The following is a 20,330-nucleotide window of genomic DNA, read 5'->3' as shown; positions in this document are numbered from 1 at the left end:
TTCCAATAGAGGAGGAGACGTTCTGGCTACTTTTTTGTCACTAGGAATTGGTTTACCCTTACATGATACATTAAAAGCAAATGGGATTACGGATTCAACGCCAGTACAGGAAAAAGCTATTCCGCTGCTTCTGGCGGGAAAGGATGTGGTGGCGCAGGCTCAGACAGGGACTGGAAAGACGCTTGCCTTCCTGCTGCCGATTCTGGAAAAGGCAGATCCGCTGGCAATGCATGTGCAGGCTCTGATCTTGACTCCGACGCGCGAGCTGGCTTTGCAGATCACGACGGAGGCCAAAAAGCTGTTGGCCAAGCTGGACGACATTCACGTGCTGGCGGTCTATGGAGGGCAGGATGTAGAACGGCAAATGAGAAAGCTGGAAGGCAAGAAACAGATCGTGATCGCGACGCCAGGCCGCTTGCTCGATCATATGCGACGAGGGACGATCGAGCTGTCGACGGTGTCGATGCTGGTGCTGGACGAAGCGGATCAGATGCTGCACATGGGTTTTCTGCCGGAGGTGGAGGAGATCATCAAAGCAACCTCTGTAGATCGGCAAACGATGCTATTCTCTGCTACGATGCCGGACCAGGTGCGTTCACTGGCGAAGCGTTTCATGCAGAAGCCGGAAGATGTGCGTGTACAGAGCAAGCAGGTTACGCTGAAGGATATCCGTCAAATCGCAGTAGAGACGACAGACCGTGCCAAGCAGTCCACCCTGCGTGATCTGATCGATCAGCAGCGGCCATTTATGGCAGTCATTTTTTGCAGGACGAAGCGCAGAGCCAATACGTTGAACACCGCCTTGCAGGGGTATGGCTATCTTTCAGACGAGCTCCACGGAGATTTGTCGCAGGCCAAGCGTGAGGACGTGATGAAGCGTTTTCGGGAAGCGAGGATTCAGCTGCTGGTCGCGACTGATGTAGCGGCGCGGGGGCTCGATGTGGAGGGTGTCACTCACGTATTTAACTACGATATTCCGCAAGATGTGGAGAGCTATATTCATCGGATCGGCCGTACGGGCCGGGCAGGAGAACAAGGAGTTGCGATTACACTGGTCGCGCCTAAAGACCGTATGCACCTGGAAGCGATCGAGGCAGGCATACGCCTATCTCTTGAAAGAAAACGCATGGAAACGGCGGCACCGGCGAAGCCCAAGCAAGAGCAGAAAAGCCGTGACACACGGGAGTATAGGGGAGCCAAAGCAGAGCAGGCTGGAAGAAGCAAAGGCAAGCCGGTGGAACGCGGCAGACGTAGTGATGGGGGCGAACGAAATGCGAGTAGCTCCGGCCGAAATGCCAGCAGTTCACGCAATGCCAACAAGCAAGACAGTCGAAATACGAATCAACGCCAAGCGAGGAAACGTACCCGATCTTAAACGGAGTAGAAAAAGACCGCTCGGACCTGTAAACAGGCTGAGACGGTCTTTTCGCTTTTCTTTGCGTTCTAACAGGATTAGGAGTCAGGAAACAAGCGTGAACGGGTCAGAAAGCGAACCCCCTCGGGGCCTTCGAGCGAAAACATGCCGCCTCGCCCTTTTACCACGTCGATGATCAATTGGGTGTGCTTCCAGTATTCGTACTGCGCCTTGCCCATGTAAAACGGGCACCCTCCAATTTCGCCTAACAGAACGTCCTGCTCGCCGACGAGAAATTCACCGAGCGGGTAACACATGGGGGAGCTGCCATCACAGCAGCCGCCGGATTGGTGGAACATCAGCTTGCCGTGCTTTGCCTGGAGCCGCTCAATCAGTTGCAAGGCTGCATCCGTCGCGAGCACTTTTTCCGCTGCATTCATGATTTAAAAGAATCCAAGTGCCTGGTCGCTGTAGCTGACCAAGAGGTTTTTGGTTTGTTGATAATGAGAGAGCATCATTTTATGGTTTTCGCGGCCGATCCCTGAGCTCTTGTAGCCGCCGAACGCTGCGTGAGCAGGGTAAGCGTGATAGCAGTTGGTCCATACGCGTCCTGCCTGGATTTCACGACCCATGCGATAGGCTGTATTCATATCGCGGGTCCATACACCCGATCCGAGACCATAGAGAGTGTCGTTCGCGATGGAAAGAGCTTCTTCGGTATCCTTAAAGGTTGTTACTGCCACGACTGGACCAAAGATTTCTTCCTGGAAAATGCGCATTTTGTTGTGCCCTTTGAATACAGTAGGCTGGATGTAGTACCCTCCTTCCAGATCTCCGCCCAATTGCGCGGATGCTCCTCCGATCAGGCAGTCTGCTCCTTCTTGCTTGCCGATGTCGAGGTAGGAAAGGATTTTTTCTATCTGCTCCAGCGATGCCTGCGCTCCAATCATGGTATCCGTATCCAGTGGATTGCCCTGCTTGATGGCCGAAACCCGTTGCAGAGCGCGCTCCATGAATGGTTCGTAGATGCTTTCGTGAATCAGGGCGCGGGATGGGCATGTGCACACTTCGCCTTGGTTGAGAGCGAACAACACAAAGCCTTCCAGTGCTTTGTCCAGAAAAGCATCGTCTTTGGCGAATACATCGGGGAAGAAGATGTTCGGGGACTTGCCGCCCAGCTCCAGCGTGACAGGGATGATGTTTTGAGAAGCGTATTGCATGATGAGGCGACCGGTCGTCGTTTCACCCGTGAAGGCAATTTTGGCGATACGGTTGCTGGAGGCTAGCGGTTTGCCTGCTTCCAGGCCAAAGCCATTGACGACGTTCACTACGCCTGGAGGAAGCAGATCGCCGATCAGCTCCATCAACACGAGAATGGATGCAGGAGTTTGTTCAGCTGGCTTCAGGACGACGCAATTGCCTGCAGCCAGAGCAGGTGCCAGCTTCCAAGTAGCCATCAACAGTGGGAAGTTCCACGGAATGATCTGCCCGACTACGCCAAGCGGCTCATGGAAATGGTACGCGACCGTTCCGTTGTCGATTTCACTGAGGGTTCCTTCTTGTGCGCGAATGCTGCCGGCAAAATAGCGGAAGTGATCGATCGCCAGTGGCAAATCAGCAGCGAGCGTCTCACGGACCGGCTTTCCGTTGTCCCATGTTTCGGCAACAGCCAGAGTCTCCAGATTTGCTTCGATCCGATCCGCAATTTTCAGCAGGATATTGGAGCGCTCCGTTACCGAAGTCCTCCCCCAAGCAGTCTTGGCTTCATGTGCGGCGTCCAGAGCCAGTTCGATATCGTCGGCTGTGGACCGAGCCACCTCGCAAAATACCTTGCCAGTCACTGGGGTCACATTTTCAAAGTACTCTCCTTTGACAGGTGGAACCCATTTGCCCCCGATGTAATTGTCGTAGCGATTTTTGAAGGTTACTTTGGATCCGGCTTGGCCGGGTTGTGCATAGATCATGCGAACGCCTCCTCACATCTATCTCATGTACGGTACGATCTCTTCATTCAGCAAATCCCATGCCACCTGAAACGAGCAAGGTATGACAACGTTTTCAAAAACACGCACAAAAAATATGTATCATAATGGAACAGTTTGCGTTCTATAGTGGAACAATGCCAGACGAGAGAATCATGGTATACTGGAGGAGAATGATAGTGCAACGAAGGCTCCGCACATAGCTTGACGCAGCCAAGTTTTCTAGTGGGAGGGAAGGGAATTGTCGACGATTGTTTTGCAGTCATGGAAGCGCTGCCAAGAATCGAACCTCAAAGCCACAGAGAATGCACATGATCAAATCATATCCATGAATCGAATCAAAGAAATCATTCAAGAAAATCACCTCCTGATTCGCAGAAGTCTTCCGTTGTTTGGAAGATTGGAGCCCTTCTTATTGCACACGGAACACATCGCCCTGCTCGCTGACCGACACGGAAACATTATCCATACAGTGGGTGATCCGACGTTTGCCAATCAGGCGCAAAAAGTACAGCTGCAGATCGGGGCGAATTGGAAAGAGGGGCACAAGGGAACCAATGCGATCGGAACGGCTTTGATCGAAAAGCAGCCCGTTCATGTGCAGGGAGAACAGCATTACTTTTTGGAAAATCAGTTTTTGACATGCTCAGCGTCACCGATTTTTTCTACTGCAGGTGAACTTCTGGGTGTCGTAAATATCAGTACGAGAAAAGAATACAATCATCCACTCTCTCTGACGCTTGTCTGCATGGTTGCCGAAGCGCTGCAAAATCACTTTCTGTCGGCAGAAGCCGATCGCATCGTGACGTTGCCGCAGGCTGACTCTCGGACCCAACGATCGTTGCCGCTGATCGGACTGGATCGCGATGACCGCATCGTAGGAATGAATGAATCGGCGAAAAGGCAGCTGGGTTCTGAAGTAATGGGCCGGGTCATAGAGCAGATGGATGCAGGTATGGAAAACACGATACAGGATAAGCGAAAGCGGATATGGCCTTCCGCTTCACCCGCCCTGCTGAAGCCTTTTCCTCGTCTTGCCGGAACATGCCCGCGATTCTTGCAAGCAAAAATGCTCGGGCAAAAAGCAGCTCGCGTCGATTTTCCGGTGCTGCTTTTGGGGGAGAGTGGAACGGGCAAAGAGCTGTTTGCTCAGATGATCCATGAAACAGGTCCGCGAGCGCAAGAGCCATTTATTGCGGTAAATTGCAGCTCGATTCCGGAAAATTTGATTGAGAGCGAATTATTTGGTTATGAAGGCGGTTCTTTTACCGGGGCGCAACGTGAAGGAAGGATCGGCAAGTTTGAGGCGGCGAAGAGAGGGACGATTTTTCTCGATGAGATCGGGGACATGTCGCTTCGCTCTCAGGCTGCACTATTGCGCGTCTTGCAGGAAAAGGTCGTGACACCAGTCGGAAGCAATCAGTCCAGACCGATCTACGCGAGGGTGATTGCCGCTACACATCGGAATTTGCCTGAGGAAATCAGGGCAGGACGTTTTCGTGCAGACCTGTACTACCGGCTCAAGGGCGTCATGATTCAATTGCCGCCTCTGCGCAGTCGAACCGATATTCCCGAGCTTGCCCGGCACCTCTTGCAGCAGCTTTCTCCTGAGGGTGTCGCTCCGTCCATTTCCAGGGAAGCACAGGCGTTGCTTGTGTCTCATTCCTGGCCAGGCAATGTACGGGAGCTACAAGGTGTGCTGATCCAGGCGGCTTTTTTGGCGGACGGCGAGGATATCGAGGCTGACCACATCCAATTGGAGGGGCTGGACGAAGTCAGGGACGTTTTGGAATCAGAGGATGCGCTGCCCTCGCTAAAGGAAACGGAGAAGGAGGCCATCAGACGAGCGATTCGCGCAACGGGAGGCAATGTAAGTCAGGCAGCCAAGCTGCTTCAGATCGGGCGCAATACACTTTATCGAAAAATGGCTGAGTACCGCATTTCTTTGCCTGCTACCTGGGAGGAGCTATGATCGCTTTATATAGACTAGATAAAACGGTGGAGAGTAAAATTGCTGCTCTGCTGGATACGGAAGAACATCCTGTCGTGTACTTTTACTCGATCCGATCGATTCTGGACCATATGATGACGCCATTCGTGGTCATTACCTCTGAGCCGTATGCGGAAGAGATGGCGTCCCTCTCGCTTCCTGTGGTTACTTTGTCCATCGATCTGAATGACATCAAGGATAAAGTCGACAGCTTGCGGGAAGCGGGAAAGACCGTGGAGCAAATCGTCGTGTGCGCTTCGGAAAATGAAAAGAGCTGGCTGGAGAAGGAATTCGAGCTAGAACCGGATACGGTAGGCTGCCCATGCCTTTTTCATGCCACAGAGAATGTCAATCTGCGAGGAGCAGAAGAGCCATTTACCTATCTCGCCCCCGTGTGGGATACCAGTATACGCCGATCCAAGCCGCCACACGGGGAATGGCATCTGGTGGAGCCGTCGCTTTCCACGATCAGACGAGCTGTGCAACAGGCTGTTTCTCTGGTTCCATTCACTCGTGATCGGCTGAGAGAAAAATTGCTCATGGGAGCAGTAGTCGATTCCTTGCACGATGCTGTTATTGCGGTAGATCGCCAGAGCCGGATTACACTGGTCAATGAGCAAGCGAAAATGCTGCTGGGACTTTCCGGGGATGTGCTGGGAAGGCCGATCACGGATTACATCCCTCATTCGGATATGCTGCGTGTCCTCAAAACGGGGCGGCAGGAGCTTGGGGACGTGGCGACGGTATTGGATCGCTCGATTGTCATCAACCGCATTCCGGTGATCGTGAAGGATCAGGTCGTGGGTGCGGTCTCCAATTTCAAGGAGATCAGCGATATTCAGAAGATGGAGATGTCTCTGCGTAAAAAATTGCATGAGAGCGGTCTGGAAGCAAGATATCGGCTGGAAAATATTATTGGCACCTCTGCGCAGATCCGGGAAACCAAGCAGCACGCAGCTCTTTTTGCCAAAAGCAATGCGACGGTATTAATTACAGGCGAGTCGGGGACGGGGAAGGAATTGTTTGCCCAAGGCATTCATCTGGAAAGCGGACGGGCATTGGGGCCGTTTCTCGCCGTCAACTGTGCAGCATTGCCGGAGAGCCTTTTGGAAAGCGAGCTTTTTGGGTACGAAGAAGGCGCATTTACCGGAGCGAAAAAGGGCGGCAAGCCGGGGTTGTTTGAATTGGCTCACGGCGGAACGCTATTTCTGGATGAAATCGGGGAGATGACCTTACGGATTCAGGTGCATTTACTCAGGGTGCTGCAGGAACGGCGGGTTCGACGTGTAGGTGGAGAGCGTGTCATTCCGGTAGATGTTCGTATCATCGTAGCTACCAATCGCAATCTGGAAAGGGAAATCGAGAAGGGGCAATTTCGCTCCGACCTCTACTACCGGATCAATATGCTCAAGCTGGAGGTACCTTCGCTGCGCGAGCGTCTGGACGATATACCGGCGCTCATCGACAGCATGATCCAGGAAATGAATGAACAGCATGAGCAAAAAATAGTCACGCTGGATACGGAGATCTACCTGTTGTTCCAGCAACATCATTGGCCGGGAAATGTACGGGAGCTGCGTAATGTGGTCGAACGCATGGTGCTGCTATCAAGGGATGGAATGGTACATGTGGAAGATGTGGCATGGTTATTTCAAGGCAAGAAAAGAATTTCGAGAACCGATGATGAATATTACGGGAGTTTGATTCCGCGGTTTACGGAAGAGATGAACCAGGAGGCTTCGAAGATCAGGGATGCTTTGGAAAAGGCCAAACACAATCGGACAGTGGCAGCCAAAGCATTGGGGATGGATCGCACTACGCTGTGGCGAAAGATGAAACAGTATCAGATCGAATGAATGCTACCGATTTCTCTATAGGAATATGCGTTCCAGAATTCATGAACGCGGCACTTTGCGTTTATAAGATCGTACTATTCGACAAAGTGTTGCAACGATTTGTTGCAACACTTTGTTTCATTTGTTTAGTTTGGCCCTTTTATCCGTTTTTTCATTTAGTTGAATGGAAAGCGTTTTTAGCTTTCGACACGATTCTTTCTTTTTGGCACGGAACATGCAAGATATTTAGGGTGAATTGTCTAAATATTTCGGTGATTATTGGGGGGAGTCGATTGCTACATTATTCAATCGCAGTGATACCAGGAGACGGAATCGGTCCCGAGGTTATGAATGAAGGGCTGAAGGTGCTCAAAGCAATAGAGGAAAGTCACGGAGGTATCCGCTTTGCTTGCGATGAGAAGCCGTGGAACTGCGAGTACTATCTGAAGAACGGCAGAATGATGCCGGAAAATGGTTTGGACGTGCTGAAAGATTACGATCTGATCTTGCTGGGTGCTATCGGTGCTCCGGGCGTACCCGATCATATATCAGTTTGGGAATTGATTCTTCCGATTCGCAGAGCCTTTCAACAGTATGTCAACTTAAGACCAGTCAAACTTCTTCGTGGCCTGGAAAGTCCATTGCGCTACAAGGGTCACGACGATCTTGATTTCGTAGTCGTTCGGGAAAATACAGAGGGTGAGTACTCCAACATGGGCGGTCGGATGCATCAAGGCACTCCGTTCGAGATGGCTGTACAGAACAACGTCTTTACCCGATATGGTACCGAGCGAATCATCAAGTACGCTTACAATCTGGCAGAGAAAAGACCGAAAAAGCGACTGACTGCGGCAACCAAATCCAATGGAATTAACCACTCCATGCCTTTCTGGGATGAAATCGTCAAGGAAGTGGGACGTGAACACGCAGGGATCGAAACAAATCTGTACCATATCGATGCCTTGGCTGCCTATTTTATTACACGCCCAGAAGAGTTTGATGTTGTCGTGGCGAGCAACCTGTTCGGCGACATTTTGACAGACCTGGGAGCAGCCGTTGTGGGTGGACTTGGTCTGGCGCCTTCTGCCAATATCAATCCTGAAAGAGAATTCCCGTCCATGTTCGAGCCGATTCATGGCTCCGCACCAGACATCGCAGGCAAGGGAATTGCCAATCCGATCGCACAAATCTGGAGTCTGAGCATGATGATGGACCACCTGGGCCTTCCGGAGATCGGAAAAGTCATTCTGGATTCCATCGAGCAAGTTCTGATCGACGGCAAGGTACAAACTCCTGACCTTGGAGGAAAAGCAACAACGAAAGAACTGGGAGACGAAATCGTCAGCCAGATCTACAAAGCAACTCGCTAGGAGCATACCATCTACTAGGGATCATGAGTGGGCGACCGCAAACGTCTTGGCGGTCCCCATGATGATACAGGCAGAATCGGCCATGTAAGAACAAGGAGGAGTAGGAGTATGGACGCTAAAATCTATGATTTGTACATCGATGGAGAATGGGTCAAGACAGAAAATTACATTCCCGTTTTTCACAAGTTTACCGGCGAGACCATCGCTCACATCGCAAAGGCGGAACAACATCACGTATCCACAGCAGTAGAAGCGGCGCATAAGCAGTTTAAGCAGGATACGTTGACACCCTTCCAGCGCTACAAAATCTTGTTGAAGGCTTCTGAACTGATGGAAGCGCGTCGAGATGAAATGGAGCTTTCCCTGATTCGCGAAGTCGGCAAAACGCGCAAGGATGCCATGAACGAGCTGGATCGCACGATCAACACCCTGCTCTTGTCCGCTGAGGAAGCGAAGAGAATCCATGGAGAAATGGTGCCGCTGCAATCGACAGAAGGATCTGAAAATAGACTGGGTTTTACCATTCGTGTACCGAAGGGAGTCATTGGCGCTATTACGCCTTTCAACTACCCGCTATTGCTTAGCACCCACAAGATCGCCCCGGCTATCGCTGCAGGAAATACAATCGTGGTGAAGCCTGCCACCGTAACGCCGATCGCGACGTATTTGCTGGTAGCGATTCTGGAAGAGGCAGGATTGCCAAAGGGACATATCAATATCGTCACTGGCGCAGGAAGCCAAGTAGGCGAATGGCTGCTGGACGAACCAAAAATTGCGATGTACACCTTTACTGGTTCGGGTGAAGTGGGCCGTCATATCAAGGAACGCAGCGGCATGCGCCCTGTCGCCCTGGAGCTTGGCAACAACTCTCCAAACATCGTGCATCTGGATGCAGATCTGACACTGGCTGCCCGTCAAACAGCAGCACGCAGCTTCCATAACGCAGGTCAGGCGTGTATCGCGGTTCAACGCATCTACGTCCACGAGTCTGTGGTTCAGGAGTTTACCGATCTGTATGTTTCCGAAGTGAAGCAGTTGAAGGTAGGCAATCCGGAAGATCCGGATACCGATGTAGGACCAATGATCAGCGAAAAAGAAGCAGCGCGTACAGAAGAATGGGTACAAGAGGCGATCAGCCAGGGCGCCAAGTCCCTGATGCCTGTGAAGCGCGAAGGAGCCCTGTTCTACCCAGCAGTCCTGGTAGATACCAAGCCCGAAATGAAGGTGGTGTGCCGGGAGGTATTTGCTCCAGTTGTTACCATCATTCCATACAGCGATCTGGATGAAGCGTTTGAACAAGCCAATGATTCGGAGTATGGTTTGCAAGCAGGAATTTTCACTCGTGATTTAAATATTGCGATGAAGGCAGCACGCGTGTTAGAGTACGGGGGCGTAGTGATTAACGACGTTTCCACCTATCGAAACGATGTCATGCCGTATGGTGGAGTTAAAAATAGTGGTCTTGGCAAGGAAGGACCTCGTTATGCCGTCGAAGAGATGACAGAAGAACGCATGGTGGTGATCAATCTATGAGCAGACATCTATTAGAGGGAAAAACAGCGATTGTTACGGGTGCCGCATCTGGAATGGGGAAAGCAATTGCCAAACTATTTGCACAAGAAGGCGCGAATGTCGTCCTTGCCGATTTGAACAAGGAGGCTGCGAAGGGAGTAGCGCAAGAGCTGCCTGAGGGTAAAGCTCATGCTGTGCAAACCGATGTAGCCAATGATGAGAGCGTTGCCGCGATGGTAGCGGAAACCATGTCCGTTTTTGGATCCGTCGATGTCCTGGTCAATTGCGCAGGTGTGCCACAGGCGTTTACCCCGATTGAAGAATTGACTTTGGATATGTGGGACAAAATCATGTCCGTTAATACCAAATCCATTTTCCTGACTACCAGACATACAGTACCGCATATGAAGGCTGCAAAACGAGGCAGCATAATTAATATCGCTTCGATCGCTTCCATCCGTGCCCGTCCAGGACTGAATGCGTATTGTGCTTCCAAGGGTGCAGCGGTTATGCTCAGTAAAGCACTGGCTCTGGAATTGGCTACAGACCAAATCCGCGTCAACGTGATCAACCCTGGCCCGGCGGAAACGCCTATGCTGGGCAAGTTCATCAGCGGAGATGCTGAGACAGTGGAGGCTGGGAAAAAAGAGATCTTTATCGACAGTGTGCCGTTGGGCAAGCTGATCCAACCGGAAGATATTGCCCAAGCCGCTCTGTATCTGGCTTCTGATCTGTCCAAAATCGTAACGGGCGAAGTCATGAATGTGGATGGCGGAAGAGGTATCTAACGTCGGTTTCAAATTTACAAACCTATATAGAAAAACACAAACAAAACCATTTAGGGGGTAAAGAGAGAATGATGCGTAAAAAGTGGGGGTTCGTATTATCGAGCCTGATGTCCGTATCTTTGTTGTTGACAGCGTGTGGAGGGGGCGGCGGCCAGCAAGCTGCTCAGCCTGCTGGACAAGCTCCGGCGGAGTCGGCAGCACCAAGCGGCGATGGTCAAAGCTTTGTGTTTAAAGCAGGTCACTCTTTGACAGAGGACCATCCTTACCACGTATCCTTGAAAGACATGGCAAAAAGAGTAGAAGAAAAGTCGCAAGGCAAGGTCAAAATCGAAGTTTATCCACTAAGCCAATTGGGTGCTGAACGGGAATTGACAGAAGGACTTACGCTGGGAACTGTAGACATGGTGATCACGTCGACAGCGCCAGTAACCAACTTCTATCCGAAGCTGGGCGTGCTCGACCTTCCATTCCTGTTTGAAAGCCGCGACCATGCGTACAAAGTGCTGGACGGCAAAGTGGGTCAAGATATCCTGAAAGACATCGAAAGCGCGAATATCATAGGTCTGGCCTGGGCTGAAAACGGCTTCCGCCACGTAACCAACGGCTCCAAAGTCGTCAAAACACCAGCTGATCTCCAAGGCATGAAGCTGCGTACACAAGAGAACCAAATTCACTTGGCAGCCTTTGAAGCATTGGGTGCAAAACCAACTCCGATGGCATGGACAGAGGCTCTGACAGCCTTGCAGCAAGGTGTTGTTGATGGACAGGAAAACCCTGCGATCGTTGCAAACACATACAAGCTGTACGATTCGAAGCAAACGCAAATGTCTTTGACAGGTCACGTTTACTCCGCAGCCATGATCCTGTTCAGTAAACCAGTATGGGACAAGCTGCCTGCAGATGTACAAACGCTGCTGGCTGAAGAAGCAAAAGTCGCTGGGAAAGAAGAGCGCGAGCTGATGATCAAAATGGAAGAAGAGTCTTTGCAAGTGTTGAAAGACAATGGCATGACGATCACAGAAGACGTAGACAAGCAAGCATTCCGTGACGCGATGAAGCCTGTATATGAGAAATTCGCAGGACAAATCGACCAAGATCTGCTCAATGAGATTTTGAATACGAAATAATTGGCGGAGGGGAGAAAGGCAGTCTGCTTTTCTCCCTCTTACCCTGAGAAAGGAGGACTCGTGTGGGCAAGATTGTTTCTATCATTAACAGCATCACTCGCTACTTTGTCAATACCATCATGGGTGTGATGGTTGTCGCTGTCTTCCTTCAAGTACTGTTCCGGTTTTTCCTGGATCAGCCTCTGGCTTGGACGGAGGAGTTGGCCAGGTACTTGCTCGTATGGTTGACGTTTCTCGGCTCCGCCTATGCGATGTCAATTAAAGCGCATATTGGAACCGAATATATTCAGAAATTTTTGTCTCCAATGGCAAACAAAATTGTTTTATCGGTGGCTGCACTGCTCTCCATACTTTTTTTTGCCGTAATGATTTATCAGGGGTATCTCCTGTCAGTCAGAAGCATGACACAGACCTCGCCTAGCTTGCTCGTTCCCATGGGATATGTCTACATGGTGATACCGATCAGCGGAGTTTTGCTTATTATGAATGTTCTCCATGTGACATGGAAAGACATCACCGGGAAGGAGTGAAAGCACTGTGGGAACGATACTTTTTTTAACACTGCTGGTTCTCCTGATTATTAATGTGCCAATCGCCATTGCACTCGGTTTGTCTGTAGTTGCAGCTTTTGTCATTGAGGGGAACATCCCTTTACTTGTCGTGATCCAGAAAATGTTTAACGGTACAGATTCATTTCCACTGATGGCTATTCCATTCTTCCTGTTGGCTGGAAAACTGATGGAGACGGGCGGAATTTCAGCCAGATTGATTACTTTTGCCAATACAATCGTGGGTAATCTACCGGGTGGTTTAGCGATTGTTGCCGTCATTGGTTGTACATTTTTTGCAGCTATTTCAGGTTCTTCGGCGGCTACGACAGCAGCTGTCGGCGGAATTCTGATTCCGCATATGGTGAAAAAAGGCTACGATGTGCGTTTTTCGGCTGCTCTGCATGCAGCAGGCGGAACCATTGGTGTCATGATTCCACCGAGTGTGCCACTAGTCTTGTACGGTGTGGCAGCGAGCACATCCATCAATGATTTGTTTATTGCAGGGATTGGTCCGGGAATTCTCGTCGCCATCTCGCTTGTGATTTACGCAATTATTGTAAGCAAGAAGCAAGGCTGGGGCGGAGGAAAAAAATATTCTGCCGGAGAAATTTGGAAAGCGTTTAAGGATGCGATTCTTGCAATCATGATGCCAGTCATCATTCTGGGCGGCATCTATGGAGGAATCTTCACTTCAACGGAAGCGGCTGTAGTTGCGGTCGTATATGGTTTGGTTGTCGGTCTGTTTGTTTATCGGGAGATCAAGTGGAAGGATTTGGGATCCGTTTTTACCAGTTCTGCCAGCTTGACTGCTGCTATCATGCTCATTATTGCGACTGCCAACTCGTTTGGATTCCTATTAACCAGGGAAAATATTCCTCAGGAAATCGCTCAATTCATGCTGGGGATTACAGATAGCACAATTATTACCCTGTTGGTCATTAATATCTTCCTGTTGATCATGGGTACTTTTATGGAAACGTCTGTCATCATCATTCTGTTGACGCCGATCCTGCTGCCAATCATTCTGGCATTGGGTATCGATCCAGTCCTTTTCGGGGTCATCATGGTTGTGAACTCCGCGATTGGAATGTTGACGCCACCGGTGGGAATCAACCTCCTGGTAGCAGGGAAAATTTCACAGTTGCCGAATGCGGCGATCGAGCGTGCAGTGATTCCATTCCTAGTTATCATGATCATTGACCTGTTGTTGATCACCTATATACCAGAAATCAGCATGTTCTTGGTTAATCTGAGTAAGTAACGAAGGGGAGTATCTCAAGTGAGCTATATTGAAGAATTGGTAGGGCTACTGGGTAGTGAGCGAGTAACGACCAATCCAACCGTTCTGGAGCATCATAGTCATGATGAATCCTATCACGCACCACGCTTGCCAGAGGTAGTCGTATTTCCGCAAGACGCTGAAGAAGTCAGCCAGATCATGAAGCTAGCCAACGAGAAGAAGATTGCAGTCACACCGTTTGGTTTGGGAACTAGTTTGGAAGGGCATGTCATTCCATACAACGGCGGGATCAGCATGGACTTCTCCCTGATGAATCAGGTGCTGGAAGTTCGCCCCCAAGACTTTTTGGTTCGGGTCCAGCCAGGTGTGACACGTACGCAACTGAACAAGGAATTAAAAAAGCACGGTTTGTTTTTCTCTGTCGATCCGGGTGCAGATGCTACTGTTGGCGGGATGGCAGCGACCAATGCCAGTGGAACGACTTCTGTACGCTACGGTGTGATGCGTGACAACGTACGCGATCTGGAAGTGGTATTGGCAGATGGACGCATCATTCATACGGGAAGCATGGTCGCCAAGTCTTCGTCCGGCTACCATTTGACAGGCTTGTTTGTCGGATCAGAAGGTACATTGGGTGCTTTCACAGAACTGACATTGCGCGTATACGGGATTCCTGAGGCTACAATGGCCGCGCGTGCGAGCTTTCCTACCGTTCAGGATGCCGTGAACACAGTGGTGGACATTCTTTCAGCCGGTATTCCAGTAGCGCGTATCGAACTGGTCGACGAACGTTCTATCCGTCAGGTGAATCTGTTTAAGGAAACGGATTATCCGGAAAGCCCAACGCTGTTTATCGAATTCCACGGAAGCGAGCAAAGCCTGCAGCATGACATCGAATTTGCTCAAGGCATCGCAGGAGAGCATGGCTGCACGCAATTCTTGTTCGAGACGGATTCCAAGGCACGCGCTCAGCTCTGGGATGCGCGTCATAACCTGGCTTACGCGTTCGTGCACAAATCTCCCGGTAAAAAAATGATGGTCACTGATGTATGCGTGCCCTTTTCAGAGCTGGCAGGTGCAGTCGTAGATGCTCGTGAATCCATTGATCGTTCGGGATTGGACGGAGCTGTACTCGGTCACGTTGGGGACGGAAACTACCATGTGATCCTCATGATCGACTTGGACGACAAAGAAGAGGTTGCCCGCGCAGACAAGCTGAACGCACACCTGGTCGAATACGCACTGCAACGCGGCGGCACCTGCACAGGCGAGCATGGAGTTGGTGTAGGGAAAGCCAAATATCAGAGGGCCGAGCATGGAGAGTCTCTGGACGTGATGAAGTCGTTCAAACAAGTATTGGACCCGAATGGCATTTTGAATCCTGGAAAAATCTTTGAATAAACATAGACAGGACAACCTTCCGAGCTGCATGCCAGCAGTGGAAGGTTGTTTTGTTCATTTCCTGATGAAAAGCATGAAATGAAAGGAGTTATCCTATCGTTTGTGGAATGTAGAAGGTTGTATGCCAATTTCACGAAATGCAGGGGGATACTGATGAAACCGATTGTCGAGATTGCCAGGCAGGTAGGGATTTCAGAGGAACATCTGGAGCAATACGGTAAATATAAGGCAAAATTGGCGGCTGAGCTATGGGATGACATCAAGGATCGGCCGGATGGCAAATTGATCCTGGTTACGGCGATGAACCCGAATCCGGCAGGTGCAGGGAAGACCTTGACCACGATTGGGTTGTCCCAGTCTCTCAATCTGATTGGGAAAAAGACTGTGGCTGCTTTGAGGGAACCATCTCTTGGACCGTGTATGGGAATAAAAGGCGGAGCTACAGGAAGCGGAAAAGCGCAAATTCTTCCCGCAGACGAAATCAACCTGCATTTTACGGGAGATATTCATGCGATTACTTCGGCACACAATCTGTTGGCTGCAATGGTGGACAATCACATTCATCACGGCAACGCGCTGCGCATCAACACGAAAAAAATCGTCTGGAAGCGCGCTATGGATATGAATGACCGGGCACTACGCAATATTGTGGTGGGACTGGGCGATGGAAACGGCATGACACGTGAAGACGGTTTTATGATTACGACCGCATCCGAAATCATGGCTATTTTGTGCCTGAGTGAAAATATAGACGATCTGCGCGAGAGATTGAACCAGATCATTGTCGGCTACGATCAGGATGATCAACCCGTTCGTGCGAATGATATTCAGGCAGTAGAGGCGATGTGCGTGCTGTTGAAGGACGCAATCAAGCCCAACTTGGTACAGACGATTGAGGGGACACCTGTGCTGATTCACGGGGGGCCTTTTGCCAATATCGCACATGGCTGCAGCAGTGTGGTAGCGACCAAAACAGCACTGAAGCTGGCTGATTATGTCGTGACTGAGGCTGGATTTGGAGCCGATCTGGGCGCAGAGAAGTTTTTCAATATCAAATGTCGAAAAGCAGGTCTCACACCGTCAGCGGCGGTTGTCGTCATTTCCGTTCGCGCCTTGAAATTCAACGGTGGAGTCAAAGTGGCGGATCTGCAAGCGGAAGATCTGCAAGCCGTGAAGCGCGGCTTTGAGAACGTGAAGCGTCATATTGAAAACATTCGCAAGTTCGGCGTGCCTGCTGTGGTGGCTGTCAATCACTTTATTACCGATGCCCAGGCAGAGATAGATACGGTATTCGAGCTTTGCCGGGAGCTTGGGGTAGAGGCATCCTTGTCCAGTGTTTGGGAACATGGTGGAGCCGGTGGCGTAGACCTGGCTGAAAAAGTAGCGCGTGCTGCTGAGCAGTCCTCCGAATTCCATTTCCTGTATAACGAAGAGCAATCGATCCAAACAAAAGTGGAGACGATCGTCCGGGAAATTTACCGCGGCTCCGATGTGGTGTATGCGCCTGCAGCGTTAAAAACACTGCGAAAAGTAGAGGAAATGGGCCTGTCGCATCTTCCGGTGTGCATGGCCAAAACGCCGTATTCCTTTACGGATCGGGCAGATGTTTTGGGGGCTCCGACCAACTTTACGATCTCGGTCAGTGAGATTCGCCTCTCTGCGGGAGCTGGATTTATTGTTGTGTTGACCGGCAGCTTGATGACCATGCCAGGTTTGCCGAAGAAACCGGCAGCGGAATCGCTGTATGTGGACTCAAAAGGGCAAATTAACGGCCTGTCTTAATAGAAAATAGTGGGAAAAAGCCGCTTTTCATGGAAGAGCGGTTTCTTTTTCTTATCATTCATTGCTTTTTACGTAAAGGCATGGTACGATTACGGTTGTGTTCTTTCTAGGGTGCTACGTACAATCAGGGATAAAGGGCATGTTCCGGATCGTAAGGAATAGTGCCCTTTTTTAGTGAGAATTTTATAGAAGAAGGTTTGAAAAAAAGGAGACTGAAAAGCATTGACTACTTTTTATGATTTTGGATTACATCACTCTATCGTACGGGCGCTGGGCAGCATGGGTTTTGAAGAGGCGACCGCGATCCAGGTACAAACCGTACCTGTAGCGTTGCAAGGGAAAGACCTGATCGGTCAAGCGCAAACAGGAACAGGAAAAACGGCTGCCTTTGGTATTCCACTCGTAGAGCGTCTCGACGAGCAAAGCGGAAACATCCAAGGGGTTGTTTTGACCCCGACACGTGAATTGGCTGTGCAGGTTGCCGAAGAGATCAACAAGATTGCGCAGTTCAAAAATATCTCTGCCTTGCCAATCTATGGCGGTCAGGACATTACACGTCAGATCAAGGCGTTGAAAAAACGTCCACAAATTATCGTGGCTACACCAGGTCGTTTTATGGACCATATGAGAAGAAGAACGATTCGTCTCGATGCGATTGAAATCGTCGTGCTGGATGAAGCAGATGAAATGCTGAACATGGGTTTCATTGACGATATCAAGGAAATCCTGCAAGAAGTACCAGATCAGCGTCAAACTCTGCTGTTCTCAGCGACCATGCCGCGCGCGATCCAGGAAATTGCTCAGCAATTCATGAATGATCCAACCATGATCTCGGTAAAGGCAAAAGAAGTGACCGTACCGAATATTGAGCAGCAGTATATGGAAGTGGCAGAGAAGCAGAAGTTTGATGTACTGTGCCGCTTGTTGGATATCCATTCTCCGGAGTTGGCTATTGTCTTTGGCAGAACCAAGCGCAGAGTAGATGAGTTGTCCGAGGCACTGACCAAGCGCGGCTATGGCGCAGAAGGCATCCACGGAGACCTGAACCAGGCGAAGCGGGACAGTGTACTGCGCAAGTTTAAAGAAGGTACGATTGAAGTCCTGGTAGCGACTGACGTGGCTGCTCGTGGATTGGATATCAGCGGCGTGACGCATGTATTCAACTTCGACATCCCACAGGACTCGGAGAGCTACGTACACCGGATCGGAAGAACGGGGCGTGCAGGGAAAACCGGTCAATCCATTACCTTTGTGACACCGCGTGAAATCGACCATTTGCGTCTGATCGAGCGTGCTACCAATCGCCGAATGGAGCGTCGTTCCGTTCCAAGCATGAACGAGGCGTTGGAAGGACAGCAGCGTATGGCTGTAGAAAAGCTGCTGGAAGCGAGCGGAAGAGACAATCTGGCTGAATACAAAACGCTGGCTGAACAGCTGCTGGAGGATGTGGACTCCGTAACACTGGTATCTGCTGCCCTCAAGATGCTGACGAAAGAGCCGAATACAACCCCTGTTCACCTGACTGAAGAATCGCCTTTGCGTGTGAGCAAGAAAAAATTCCCGCCAAAAGGTAAAGGTGGTCAAGGCAGCGGTTTCGGTGGAAAACGTCCATTCCGTCCTCGTTCCGGCGGAGGGGAGTATCGTGGCGGTGGCGAATATCGCCCGCGCAGTGGCGAGTATCGTCCAAAAAGCGGTGAATCTCGTCCACGCTCTGGGGAGTCCAGCGGCAGAACGTATAATAAACAACGGTAAGAGAAAAAATAGCGATACAAAGCCGATGCAAAGCAGGATGCATCGGCTTTTTGTATTTTCAATTCAATTTTGTCAACATTGCTGGCGACAAAGTAGCGCTTTGAATTTGTTGAGATGCAAATGTAAACGCTTTATATTCTAGGTAGATAAACGAATAGTTTAGTTTTGTCATCAATCGATCAACAGGTAAAGGAGGGTTCAGTATGGAGATGGTCACAAATAACGAGTCATCAGGAGGAATTCGGGTCAGAGTACAAAAGTTTGGACGTTTTTTAAGCGCGATGGTTATGCCAAATATCGGTGCTTTTATCGCGTGGGGACTCATCACTGCCTTATTTATCCCAACAGGCTGGCTGCCGAACGAAGACCTGGCTAAGCTCGTAGGACCGATGATTACCTATCTGCTTCCGCTTTTGATTGGTTATACAGGCGGTAAAATGATCCATGATGTCCGCGGGGGTGTCGTAGGGGCGGTTGCTACGATGGGTGTAGTCGTAGGGGCTGACATCCCGATGTTCTTAGGCGCGATGATTATGGGCCCACTCGGCGGATGGTGCATGAAAAAGGTCGACCAGATGCTGGATGGGAAAATTCGCACCGGCTTTGAGATGCTGGTCAACAATTTTTCGGCCGGTATTGTAGGCGGTATCCTGACGCTTCTGGCGTTTAGCTCGATCGGTCCGGTGGTAGAGGCATTGAGCAATCTGTTGGCCGCTGGGGTGCAAGGTATTGTGAATTTGGGTCTGTTGCCATTCGCAAACATCCTGATCGAACCAGCCAAGATCCTGTTCTTGAACAATGCAATCAACCACGGAATCTTGAGCCCGATCGGTCTGGACGAGGCGGCAAAAGCAGGGCAGTCAATCTTTTTCCTGCTGGAGACCAATCCAGGGCCTGGTTTGGGGATACTATTGGCGTATTGGCTGGTTGGAAGAGGCAACGCCAAGCAATCTGCTCCTGGGGCAGTAATCATTCACTTCTTCGGTGGAATCCATGAGATTTACTTCCCATATATCTTGATGAATCCGCGTCTGATTCTGGCTGTAATTGGTGGCGGTATGGCGGGGGTATTCATCTTCACTCTTCTGGGAGCAGGTCTGGTGGCACCACCGTCTCCGGGTAGTATTTTCGCCCTGAGTGCGATGGCGCCGCGTGGTGGATTGCTTCCGGTGCTGGCGGGTGTGGTTGGAGCTACCGTTGTTTCCTTCCTGATCGCGGCAGCATTATTGAAAATGAGCAGTCAATCCAATGATGACGAATTGGAGCAGGCTACAGAAAAAATGAAGGAATTAAAAGGAAATCAAGTAGCCGCTGCGAAAATGGAAGAGAGTACAGTGACCATAGCTTCAGAAGTCAAAAAAGTGGTATTTTCCTGCGATGCAGGCATGGGATCCAGTGCGATGGGTGCGGCAACTCTGCGAAAAAAATTCAAAGAGGCCGGTCTGGATGACATCACCGTCATCAATACAGCAATCAACGATATTCCAGATGATGCGGATATCATCATTACCCACAAATCGCTCACGAGTCGGGCCCAGGTCAAAGCACCTGCAGCAGAGCATATTTCCATCGAAAACTTCCTGAACAGTCCCGAGTACGACAAATTGGTCAAACGTCTCGTATAAAGGAAATAACGCTAGTGAGAG

At 50.3% G+C, this 20,330-nt stretch carries 15 protein-coding genes; 13 read left to right on the top strand and 2 right to left on the bottom strand.

Annotated features, from left to right (window positions below):
• Positions 1–34 precede the first annotated feature (34 nt).
• Positions 35–1,375 (top strand): DEAD/DEAH box helicase, encoded by a 1,341-nt coding sequence (locus EDM52_RS05610; protein ID WP_420866955.1) that lies wholly within the window; start codon positions 35–37, stop codon positions 1,373–1,375.
• A 77-nt stretch (positions 1,376–1,452) separates the two neighbouring features.
• On the opposite strand, the gene EDM52_RS05605 is transcribed toward EDM52_RS05610, so the two are convergent.
• Together EDM52_RS05605 and adh are read right to left on the bottom strand one after the other, a co-directional pair.
• Complete coding sequence (locus tag EDM52_RS05605) at positions 1,453–1,794, bottom strand: DUF779 domain-containing protein (protein WP_122908043.1); 342 nt, start codon at positions 1,792–1,794, stop codon at positions 1,453–1,455.
• Between the two features lie 3 nt (positions 1,795–1,797).
• Entirely contained in the window at positions 1,798–3,318 is a 1,521-nt protein-coding gene (gene adh / locus EDM52_RS05600; RefSeq protein ID WP_122908042.1) for an aldehyde dehydrogenase, read from the bottom strand.
• Between the two features lie 259 nt (positions 3,319–3,577).
• On the opposite strand from adh, the gene EDM52_RS05595 reads away from it, so the two are divergent.
• The 12 genes from EDM52_RS05595 to EDM52_RS05540 all read left to right on the top strand — a co-directional run bounded on the left by EDM52_RS05595 (position 3,578) and on the right by EDM52_RS05540 (position 20,309).
• The gene (locus tag EDM52_RS05595) at positions 3,578–5,308 is read left to right on the top strand and encodes a sigma-54-dependent Fis family transcriptional regulator (RefSeq protein WP_122908041.1); all 1,731 of its coding nucleotides are present in this window, start codon (positions 3,578–3,580) and stop codon (positions 5,306–5,308) included.
• Positions 5,305–7,182 carry a sigma-54 interaction domain-containing protein gene (locus EDM52_RS05590; protein WP_122908040.1) on the top strand — a complete coding sequence of 626 codons (1,878 nt, stop codon included), beginning with the start codon at positions 5,305–5,307 and terminating at the stop codon, positions 7,180–7,182. The genes EDM52_RS05595 and EDM52_RS05590 overlap by 4 nt, the downstream gene beginning before the upstream one ends.
• A 272-nt stretch (positions 7,183–7,454) precedes the next feature.
• Positions 7,455–8,531, top strand: a complete 1,077-nt coding sequence (locus EDM52_RS05585; protein ID WP_122908039.1) for a tartrate dehydrogenase — start codon at positions 7,455–7,457, stop codon at positions 8,529–8,531.
• A gap of 108 nt (positions 8,532–8,639) precedes the next feature.
• Entirely contained in the window at positions 8,640–10,064 is a 1,425-nt protein-coding gene (locus EDM52_RS05580) for an aldehyde dehydrogenase family protein (RefSeq protein ID WP_122908038.1), read from the top strand.
• Positions 10,061–10,831, top strand: a complete 771-nt coding sequence (locus EDM52_RS05575; RefSeq protein WP_122908037.1) for an SDR family oxidoreductase — start codon at positions 10,061–10,063, stop codon at positions 10,829–10,831. Before EDM52_RS05580 ends, EDM52_RS05575 begins: the two co-directional genes overlap by 4 nt.
• Before the next feature lie 68 nt (positions 10,832–10,899).
• On the top strand, positions 10,900–11,958 hold the full coding sequence (locus tag EDM52_RS05570; RefSeq protein WP_122908036.1) for a TRAP transporter substrate-binding protein: 1,059 nt from the start codon (positions 10,900–10,902) through the stop codon (positions 11,956–11,958).
• A gap of 62 nt (positions 11,959–12,020) precedes the next feature.
• The gene (locus tag EDM52_RS05565; protein WP_183184843.1) at positions 12,021–12,488 is read left to right on the top strand and encodes a TRAP transporter small permease; all 468 of its coding nucleotides are present in this window, start codon (positions 12,021–12,023) and stop codon (positions 12,486–12,488) included.
• A gap of 7 nt (positions 12,489–12,495) precedes the next feature.
• The gene (locus tag EDM52_RS05560) at positions 12,496–13,770 is read left to right on the top strand and encodes a TRAP transporter large permease (protein WP_122908035.1); all 1,275 of its coding nucleotides are present in this window, start codon (positions 12,496–12,498) and stop codon (positions 13,768–13,770) included.
• 18 nt (positions 13,771–13,788) lie between these two features.
• A complete protein-coding gene (locus EDM52_RS05555; protein ID WP_122908034.1) occupies positions 13,789–15,150 on the top strand; it encodes an FAD-binding oxidoreductase in 1,362 nt (453 codons plus the stop codon).
• 153 nt (positions 15,151–15,303) lie between these two features.
• A complete protein-coding gene (locus EDM52_RS05550) occupies positions 15,304–16,932 on the top strand; it encodes a formate--tetrahydrofolate ligase (protein WP_122908033.1) in 1,629 nt (542 codons plus the stop codon).
• Positions 16,933–17,154: 222 nt separating this feature from the next.
• Positions 17,155–18,684, top strand: coding sequence for a degradosome RNA helicase CshA (gene cshA, locus EDM52_RS05545; protein ID WP_122908032.1), 1,530 nt, complete (start codon positions 17,155–17,157; stop codon positions 18,682–18,684).
• A gap of 203 nt (positions 18,685–18,887) precedes the next feature.
• Positions 18,888–20,309: a PTS mannitol transporter subunit IIBC gene (locus tag EDM52_RS05540; protein WP_122908031.1), complete on the top strand. Its 1,422-nt coding sequence runs from the start codon at positions 18,888–18,890 to the stop codon at positions 20,307–20,309.
• Positions 20,310–20,330 lie beyond the last annotated feature (21 nt).

The sequence above is a fragment of the Brevibacillus invocatus genome, from assembly GCF_003710915.1.
Classification (GTDB): Bacteria; Bacillota; Bacilli; order Brevibacillales; family Brevibacillaceae; genus Brevibacillus; species Brevibacillus invocatus.
Note: the sequence above shows the minus strand (reverse complement) of the source record. Positions and strands in the feature narration are given on the sequence as shown.